Below are 8255 nucleotides of genomic sequence, written 5' to 3'. Positions count from 1 at the left end.
ACCCCTGTAGAATACAGGAATCAAGCCATGGTAGCTTAAATCAATATCTAAACTTGTCTAACTTTTCTGTTGCACTTCAACTTGGTGGGCTGTTTTTTAGTACAAAAAATCAGTTACCTTGTAAATAAGTCCAAATAGTTTATAATATTTCATGTAAACAGTGGTAGGCAAGGAAGACAATAGTATACGAGAGGTGCGCTGTATGCCAACAAAGATTAATCGTGAAAAGACATATTCCACTCGAGCCAGTAAGGAACTAGGAGATCGAGCAAAGGAATATTTGGCAAAATATGATATTACGCTATCAGAATACATGCGGTACTCTATCGCAAAAGCTGCTAATCATGAGGTAGAGTTTATTAATTTTTTGGATACACCAGAAGCCAAGGCTGCAAAAAAAGAGGCTGAGAATGGCGAAGGAAAAACTTATGACTCGCTGGAAGAACTGTGGAAGGACTTAAATGAATGAAATATCGGGCAGTTCCACGGTTTAAGAGGAGTTATAAGAGGCTTAAAAAGAAACACTATCCAGTAGAGCTTATTATGTATTGTTTAGGCGCAATTATTGAGAATGATGAGGATGTAATGCAACGAATTAAAGTTCATGCTTTAAATGGCACTTGGAAAGGGTATAGTGAATTTCATCCTGGTAGATATAGCAATGTTGGTCGTGATTATGATAATTGGATTGTTGTTTATCGAGTTGATAATGAAGAATTAGTTTTAGTACTAATTGATACAGGCCAGCATGATATTTTGAAAACTAGATCGAGGGATTAGGGTTTTATGAGTGCTTCAGACATTAATTAGAATTACTAGATTCAGAATTAAGCATGTTTTTCAAAATAAGCAACTATTAATTACTATAATTGGAATAGTTCAAAGGAAGAAAACTAAAAACCAACAAGAAACCCATCAAAGTCGATGAACTCGAATCCACTTTGATGGGTTTCTTCCTATTATAATGATCCTTTTCTATGTGTCCCGGTCAGGGGGTAAAACAATATGTGTTCTCAATACTAAATTAGTTATTATTGGCAACTGGTGCATTAACAGTCTTGTGAACTTCTTCAGTGGTATGTTGACGCCACCAGGAAGAAAGAACTGAACCGGAAATGTTGTGCCAGATTGAGAAGATCGTTGATGGAATGGCCGCTGCTGGAACAAAGTACTTCATTGCCAGCGTAGCGCCCAAGCTGGAATCTTGCATCCCAACTTCGAAAGTTATGGCCTTTCGTTGTGGCTGGTGAAGACGAATCAGGTGACCGAAGACGTAGCCAAGTGCATAGCCACTTAAGTTATGGAGCATTACGACTGGGATCACCAAAGCAGTTTGAGCGGTGAACAGATCATTGTGGTTAGCTGCAAGTACAGCACCGATGATCGCAAGAATGGCAATTTGAGAAATCAGTGGCAAGACCAAGTTAACCTTTGCGGCTTGCTTACTGAAGAGACTGTGAACAACAACCCCTAAAACAATTGGGATCACAACAATCTTTAGGGTACTCAGGAATAGTGAGGTTGTTGGAATGGCAACGTAACGGCCTGCGTAGAATTGAAGTAAAAATGGCAGCATGATTGGTGCTAACAAGGTTGAAAGGGCCTCGATTGAAACGTCCAAAGCAATATCACCTTTAGCTAAGTAGGCCATCACACTAGAAGAAGTTCCACTTGGGCATGAACCAACTAAGATAACGCCGACTGCGGTTGCCCCAGTTAAATGAAAGATCTGGCAAAGTAAGAATGCGATAAAAGGCATGATGACATAATGGGCAATTGTTCCGAGGATAACGGGAACCGGTCGTTTCAAAATTCGGGCAAAATCTTCTTTGCTTAATGTCAGTCCCATTCCAAACAAGATGATTCCTAATAGATAAGAAGTGTTTGGGGCGATCCATAAACTTGCTTGGGGTAAGAAATAATTCACCGCGGCCCATAAGATGACCAATAACGTAAACCACTTACTCATCCAATTACCAACTTTTGATACTGCTTGCATAAGCATTCCTCCAAATCTCGGAGTGGTTGCCCTGCTTTAGTTGAACAGTGGGAAGGAACTTTCGTTAATAATGGATCGAACGAATCTTCAGAAATAATCAACAAATACCTTTAGCCAAGGTGGTCAATGTATTTTACCAAGGCGTCCGCCAATAAATGGAAATATTTCAACTCACCGGGATTAGTGATCTTCCCATCTGGATCGATGTATTTGGTAACACTGCCAATATAAGCTTCAGGTTGTTGAACCGTCGGCATATTTAAAAAGACCAATGATTGGCGCAGGGCGTGATTAGCTCCAAATGCACCAGTGGCTCCGGGGGTGACACTGACAACTAATGCTGGCTTACCATCCCAAACGTTTTGGCCTCGGGGGCGGGAACCAACATCGATGGCGTTTTTCAAAACTGCTGGAACAGAGCGATTATATTCCAGGGTGACGAAGACAAATGCGTTGCAGGCCTGAACTTGCCGGCGAAATTCCTGCCATTCTCCCGGCTCATTATGGGTCTCTTCCAAATCTTGATTGAAGAAAGGGAGACTTCCAATTTTGATGAATGCTATTTCATAATCTGATGGGAATTGAGTTGCCAATGCTTTAGCAACTGCTTTGGAATATGAACCTTTTCTTAAACTACCGACTAAGACACCAATTTTCTTTGACATAAATGTATCCTCCATAAATGATGACAGTTACCAAAATGACCTAAATCAAGTTAATCTGGTTGGGATAATTGTGAAAAAATAACCAGCTTAATTTTAACTGATAATTCAGATTGGTCAACTAATCATGATGGGATGGTTTACTGACATTGTGAAATGATTTGTATTGGCATAATTTGGCTACGCTAGGATTGAGCAAGTCGAAATTCTCGTAGTTCACAAGCTTTTGGGGTATTATGTAAGCGTAAACAAAATATGCAATGAATTGATAATGGAGGGTTTGATTATGACAAGTTTTGCAAAACGTGGTGCGGACGACCGTCTGCTTGCTTCAGATAATACGGTACTGACAATCATTGATTACCAACCAACTCAAATCAATTCGATTGGTTCAATGAAACATGCGGATTTAATTCATAATGCCGCTTTAGTTGCAAAGGTTGCTAAGCAATACCATGTTCCAGTGGTGCTCTCAACAGTAAATGTGAAGACTGGCCGAAATAAAGATACCGCTCCAGAAATTAAAAAGGAACTTGGCGATATTCCAACCTATGATCGAACTTCGATCAATGCTTGGGAAGATAAGGAATATTATGATGCCATTCAAGCAACGGGCCGTAAGAAGATTATCATGTTGGCATTATGGACAGAAGCTTGTTTGACATTCCCAACAATTGATGCGATTTCGGAAGGCTTTGAAGTCTATCCAGTTGTGGATGCAGTCGGCGGAACGTCAACAATCGCCCACGAAACGGCATTACGACGGGTGGAACAAGCCGGTGCTCACCTGATTACAATTCCACAATTAATCTGTGAACTGCAGCGGGATTGGAACAGAACGGATACGGTACCAGATTTTGTGGCCGATTTGTTGGAGAATGGGGCGTTTACGTCACTGGCTGAATAAAAGTGAGCGGAGCAAAGCGGTTAGAAACTGGAACCTAAGTCTCCTTCTACAGAAATCCCTGATTTTGGGATTTTTGTAGAAGGTGCTTAGGTGCAAGTTTCTGCTTTGCGGAGCGGTCCTAATCCATATAACGGAGAACAACTTCTGCTTTGAGGAGCAGTCCTAATCTATATGACGGAGAACAACTTCTGCTTGGAGAAACGGTTCTAATCCATGTAGCGGAGAACAAGCTCCTACGTTTTTTGAAATAGTCCATTCCAAGTTTATGCAAAAAAATAGGAATCACTTTCTTCATCAACGAAAAAGTGATTCCTATTTTTGGTGCTCAGTGAAATAACATTTCAAATAGTTTACTTCAGTACCTTGAACCGATTGGCGTCATCCATGAATTCCTTCTCGCCAGCTGGGGCTTCAATTGAGCCGAAGTCCATTTCTGCGCGGAGATTCCAGCTTTCAGGGATTCCGAATGCGTCACGAACTTCGTCATCAATCAGTGGATTGTAATGTTGCAGGTTGGCACCAAGACCGTTTTCGGCAAGAGATGTCCAAACGGCAAATTGGGCGTTTCCTTGAGCTTGTTCTGACCAGTCGGCAAAGTTGTCAGCGTAAAGGGCAAAGTCATTTTCAAAACGGTGAACAACATCAGTATCCGTATAGAACATGACAGTCCCGAATGCTGACTTGAAACCGTTGATCTTGGCCAAAGTCTTTTGGTAGGCTTCTTTGGTTGGCACCTCTGACTTCAAACGCTTGGCAACGATATCCCAAAGTTGTTCATGCTTGTCGCCAAATAAAATAACGGCCCGAGTGGTTTGATTATTGAATGGGGTAGGGGCCCACTTGATGTTTTCCTTAATCAAGTTAGCAATGTCGTCAGTAGATTGAGAAACGTTGCGTCCTAATGCATAAATTGAGCGGCGCTTCTTGGCAAGGTCTAATAATTGTTCTTTCATAGGTCAGATAAACTCCTTTATTAGTTATAGATAGATTCACTACTTAAAAATAGCGTATGATTCATTATACCAGTTACTATAAGTAAGTAAAGTGAAAACTCAAAATCCTTATTAATCAGAAGAATTGTCTCATAATATCTTTTAGTGGGGGTAATTCCGGCAACTTATGTTTTTCGCTGACGTATTGGAGGCCATAAGACATGTAGCCGGCTGCTTCACTGTTGACAATTTTGCCTGGAAGCGGCGCATTATCAGCCACGTAGGCATTGATTAAGACAGGGCGGTCAGTAATCTTGTAGGCCCGGTCAAGCGCAGACCGGAATTCCCGGTTACTCTTGGCAGTGATGCCGACACCGCCACAAGCGTCAGCAAATTTTGCGTAATCCATATCCTTCAAATCAATTTGGTAATTCAATTGACCGGCTTCTTGTTGTTCGTATTCAATAAAGTCGAATTTTTGGTTATTTAAGACAATATCAATAATTGGGAAATGATATTTAACGGCTGTGGCAAAGTCTTGCATGACCATTGCAAAGGCACCATCGCCATTGATTGCGATGGCTGGCCGGTCTGGGGAGGCCGCCTTAGCAGCAAGTGCCCCTGGCAGCGCGCAGCCCATTGTGCCTAAGTTTGCAGAGATCACGAATTGCTGGTTTTCGCTAATTGGCAGGAAACGGGCACTCCATGAGGTTGCCGTGCCGACATCAATTGAAAAGATGGTATTATCAGGAGCTGTTTGGTGAACGTAATCAAACAAACTTTCCGGCGCAATCGGTTCGCTATCGAGGGCGCGTTTGCCATGCATCCACTTGTTCCAGTTTGCCATACTTTCTTGGCAGGCTTTCAGGAATTTGCCGTCACTTGGTTTGAGGCCACTCGCAAGAATTTGAGAAACGGCTTTGCCCGCGTCGGCGTTGATGGCAACGTCAGCTGGATATCGCCGATTCAGGTTCAGTGGGTTCAACTCGATTTGGACACACTTTGCTTTGCCTGGTTTTGGCAGGAAGGGGACATAAGGGTAGTTAGTGCCAATCATGATGAGCATATCCGTTTCTTTCATGGCTTCATATGCAGCTTTGGTCCCTAACTTACCAACATTTCCTAATGAATTAGGATGGTCGTCAGCGATAATCCCTTTGGCAGGCAAGGTCTGAATAAATGGAATTTGGTAGGTTTCCACAAATTGTTTCACTTGTTTGTGCGCATCACGGGCACCTTTCCCGATCAGGACAATTGGCTTCTGGGCTGAATTTAACAACTTAACAGCTGCTTGTACTTGATCAGCCGGGGCAACTGATTCTGGCACGTTAAATTCTTTGGCGGATGAATGATACTCGTTTTTCAATGGTTCATCTGGTAAATCGTCAGGGATGGTCAAAACGGCGACCCCTTTTTTGGCATAGGCCATTCGAATGGCTTCATCAACAATTTTTGGCAGTTGAGCCGTTGTTTTAATTTCGCGATTATAAACGGCGACATCATCAAATAATTTTGGTGTGTTAACTTCTTGAAAATAACCTGTATTCAAAAAGTTTGATTTGACTTGGCCAAGTAATGCCAACATTGGCGCATGATCCATTTTGGCGTCGTATAACCCATTAAGCATATGAATAGCACCAGGACCACCAATTGACAAACAAACGCTGAGCTTACCCGTTAGCTTAGCTTCTGCAGCCGCAGCCAAGGCACCAACTTCCTCGTGACGAATTTGGATAAATTTGATCTTATCCTGCTGCTTTCTTAAGCCATCAACCGTTGTATCGATTGAGTCTCCTGGTAAACCATAAACATGTTTGACACCCCAGTCAGTTAATACATCGACTAGCTCGTCTGCACCATTTTGACTCATGTAATCTCCCCCTTATTAAATTTATGTTCCACATTCCAGTATAGTCATAGGACAGGCTTGTTACAATTGAAACGCTTATATGTAAGGGGATGCGAGATGAATTTCACATGGCTTTGACTTGTTAGCTGAAAGTGAATTAAGCATAAAAAAGAACCAACCATTTCTGGTTGATTCTTTCAAAGTTTTATTAAAGTCTATAATTAGTCTTCAACTGGTGTAACGTTAGCAGCTTGTGGTCCACGGTCGCTGTCTTCAACGTCAAGGGTAACTTTTTGGCCTTCGTCTAATGACTTGAAGCCTTCCTTGTTGATAGCTGAGAAGTGAACGAATACGTCACCATCGTCAGTAGTAATGAAGCCGTAACCTTTATCAGCGTTGAACCATTTAACAGTGCCTTGTTTCATAATATATGAAACCTCCTTGCGCTTTGAGCGCATACTTAATTTTTTAATGCATCTAGTTGAACGTGATTCCAAGGAAGTTATTTCATAAAACTATAAAACAAGTACCTTTGAAACTCGGAAACCTAAAACACATTAACAATACTATAACCCCTAAATTAGCCAATGTCAACTGCAACGATTTTGTCGATGCAATGAAGACGGCATCCACAAAGCCATTACATAAGTGTCGTTGTAATTGGCTTTATTAATTCCTGTAGCGATAAATGCTATTTCATTGGTAATTCGGGAGGCAGCCAAGGGAAACTGGTCAAATTGTTTTCAACGACTTTTTGATGATTCCGAGCGTAAACTAATTTTAATTTTTGGGTGTTATCAAAAATTTTAACCTGATCAACTTCAGCACTAATTGGTATGAGGTTGTTCAAAGATTGTTTGTAGCGCTTTTTTATTAGTTCTGGTGCAATGCCGTGCCCACCCTTATTAATACGCTCTTGAACCCGATCAAGTGCAAGCTGGACATTTTCAAGACTCACATACAGTAAATAAACTTCAAAATCTTGTTGATGGGCTTTTTGAATTAATTTGAGGTGGGTATTTCCATTTCCAGCTAACGTGGTTTCAATATGAACAGATTCCCGCCGATTCAAGGCTTGATGAAGGAGAGTTACCTCCTGACGCATCGCTGCTAAATTATCTTTTAAGAGATGCCAATCACCACCGTTGTTTCGCAAAATTTCATCGGCATTTAATCGATGGGTATTTAGAAACAGATCGGGATCTGTTTGATAAAGGGTGCTTTTGCCGGCCCCGTTAACTCCTGCAACAATAATGTAAATTGGTTGAGGCACTACATAACAAACCCTTTCTGATTAATGATTTTAGATTGCCGTTCATCAATAACGTATTCATATAAGGCTTTAAAGACCGCCTTTTTAGCTGGGTCTTTTTCATATAATGCGTGATTCAACAGTTCAGACGTTGGCACTTCCTTGACGCTTTCAAGTAAATCATTTAAATATTGTTCATTCTTAGGGTCTTTGATTTGACTTGGCATGCTAAATCACCTCGATTTTTTTCCTTGCTTAATTGGATAACTTTTCCTGATCGGTTACTTGCATCTATAACTGATCATCCTTAATGATATGATATCACAGATGCTCTTGGTTTGATTCGGAGAGACCATATTAGTAAATGTGAATGGCTGTTTTGATCGCAGTTGTTTTGCTGACGAACCGGGTTGAAAAAATGGTGCCCTTTGAACAGGCAAGTCGTGAAAATAGGCTGATTAACAGTCTTAAGGTTACGGAATGTTTGGCGACCAAATATTCTAAGTAGTTGAAACTACGTACACAAATAGCGCCCGACTAACCGTTCGTCAATTAGCCGGGCGCTACTTTAAATGGGTCTAAACTTTCTGGTATTGATGGAAATCATCAATGCCAGTTTTTTTATCCAGAATAAATGGGACATCACTGTCCCCT

The 8255-nt window shown here is 41.3% G+C and carries 10 protein-coding genes; 3 read left to right on the top strand and 7 right to left on the bottom strand.

What is annotated here, in order from left to right; all coding sequences use genetic code 11:
* The first annotated feature begins 202 nt into the window (after window positions 1-202).
* Complete coding sequence (locus KTE19_RS12030) at window positions 203-469, top strand: RelB (protein WP_217342378.1); 267 nt, start codon at window positions 203-205, stop codon at window positions 467-469.
* On the top strand, window positions 466-780 hold the full coding sequence (locus KTE19_RS12025) for a type II toxin-antitoxin system YafQ family toxin (protein ID WP_217165499.1): 315 nt from the start codon (window positions 466-468) through the stop codon (window positions 778-780). The genes KTE19_RS12030 and KTE19_RS12025 overlap by 4 nt, the downstream gene beginning before the upstream one ends.
* 244 nt (window positions 781-1024) lie before the next feature.
* Here the strand turns inward: KTE19_RS12025 and KTE19_RS12020 are convergent, their stop codons facing one another.
* On the bottom strand, window positions 1025-1999 hold the full coding sequence (locus KTE19_RS12020) for a bile acid:sodium symporter family protein (RefSeq protein ID WP_217164513.1): 975 nt from the start codon (window positions 1997-1999) through the stop codon (window positions 1025-1027).
* A 110-nt stretch (window positions 2000-2109) separates the two neighbouring features.
* On the bottom strand, window positions 2110-2664 hold the full coding sequence (locus KTE19_RS12015) for an NADPH-dependent FMN reductase (protein WP_217342377.1): 555 nt from the start codon (window positions 2662-2664) through the stop codon (window positions 2110-2112).
* A gap of 283 nt (window positions 2665-2947) precedes the next feature.
* Here KTE19_RS12015 and KTE19_RS12010 point away from each other — a divergent pair, with 283 nt between their 5' ends.
* Complete coding sequence (locus KTE19_RS12010) at window positions 2948-3568, top strand: hydrolase (RefSeq protein ID WP_217164507.1); 621 nt, start codon at window positions 2948-2950, stop codon at window positions 3566-3568.
* A 350-nt stretch (window positions 3569-3918) separates the two neighbouring features.
* On the opposite strand, the gene KTE19_RS12005 is transcribed toward KTE19_RS12010, so the two are convergent.
* The 5 genes from KTE19_RS12005 to KTE19_RS11985 all read right to left on the bottom strand — a co-directional run bounded on the left by KTE19_RS12005 (window position 3919) and on the right by KTE19_RS11985 (window position 7828).
* Window positions 3919-4521 carry a nitroreductase family protein gene (locus tag KTE19_RS12005; protein WP_217164504.1) on the bottom strand — a complete coding sequence of 201 codons (603 nt, stop codon included), beginning with the start codon at window positions 4519-4521 and terminating at the stop codon, window positions 3919-3921.
* A 115-nt stretch (window positions 4522-4636) separates the two neighbouring features.
* Complete coding sequence (locus KTE19_RS12000; protein ID WP_217342376.1) at window positions 4637-6370, bottom strand: pyruvate oxidase; 1734 nt, start codon at window positions 6368-6370, stop codon at window positions 4637-4639.
* A gap of 200 nt (window positions 6371-6570) precedes the next feature.
* Entirely contained in the window at window positions 6571-6774 is a 204-nt protein-coding gene (locus KTE19_RS11995; RefSeq protein WP_054748735.1) for a cold-shock protein, read from the bottom strand.
* Between the two features lie 266 nt (window positions 6775-7040).
* Window positions 7041-7622 (bottom strand): ATPase, encoded by a 582-nt coding sequence (locus KTE19_RS11990; RefSeq protein WP_217164498.1) that lies wholly within the window; start codon window positions 7620-7622, stop codon window positions 7041-7043.
* Entirely contained in the window at window positions 7622-7828 is a 207-nt protein-coding gene (locus KTE19_RS11985; protein ID WP_217342375.1) for a hypothetical protein, read from the bottom strand. The genes KTE19_RS11990 and KTE19_RS11985 overlap by 1 nt, the downstream gene beginning before the upstream one ends.
* Window positions 7829-8255 lie beyond the last annotated feature (427 nt).

Origin of the sequence: Lentilactobacillus dabitei, assembly GCF_019061365.1 — a bacterium.
Taxonomy (GTDB): domain Bacteria; phylum Bacillota; class Bacilli; order Lactobacillales; family Lactobacillaceae; genus Lentilactobacillus; species Lentilactobacillus dabitei.
Note: the sequence above shows the minus strand (reverse complement) of the source record. Positions and strands in the feature narration are given on the sequence as shown.

What these genes read in the sequence shown, in the direction of transcription:
- KTE19_RS12030 (WP_217342378.1), top strand. Translation starts at nt 203, where the DNA reads ATGCCAACAAAGATTAATCGTGAAAAGACATATTCCACTCGAGCCAGT.
- KTE19_RS12025 (WP_217165499.1), top strand. Translation starts at nt 466, where the DNA reads ATGAAATATCGGGCAGTTCCACGGTTTAAGAGGAGTTATAAGAGGCTT.
- KTE19_RS12020 (WP_217164513.1), bottom strand. Translation starts at nt 1,999, where the DNA reads ATGCAAGCAGTATCAAAAGTTGGTAATTGGATGAGTAAGTGGTTTACG.
- KTE19_RS12015 (WP_217342377.1), bottom strand. Translation starts at nt 2,664, where the DNA reads ATGTCAAAGAAAATTGGTGTCTTAGTCGGTAGTTTAAGAAAAGGTTCA.
- KTE19_RS12010 (WP_217164507.1), top strand. Translation starts at nt 2,948, where the DNA reads ATGACAAGTTTTGCAAAACGTGGTGCGGACGACCGTCTGCTTGCTTCA.
- KTE19_RS12005 (WP_217164504.1), bottom strand. Translation starts at nt 4,521, where the DNA reads ATGAAAGAACAATTATTAGACCTTGCCAAGAAGCGCCGCTCAATTTAT.
- KTE19_RS12000 (WP_217342376.1), bottom strand. Translation starts at nt 6,370, where the DNA reads ATGAGTCAAAATGGTGCAGACGAGCTAGTCGATGTATTAACTGACTGG.
- KTE19_RS11995 (WP_054748735.1), bottom strand. Translation starts at nt 6,774, where the DNA reads ATGAAACAAGGCACTGTTAAATGGTTCAACGCTGATAAAGGTTACGGC.
- KTE19_RS11985 (WP_217342375.1), bottom strand. Translation starts at nt 7,828, where the DNA reads ATGCCAAGTCAAATCAAAGACCCTAAGAATGAACAATATTTAAATGAT.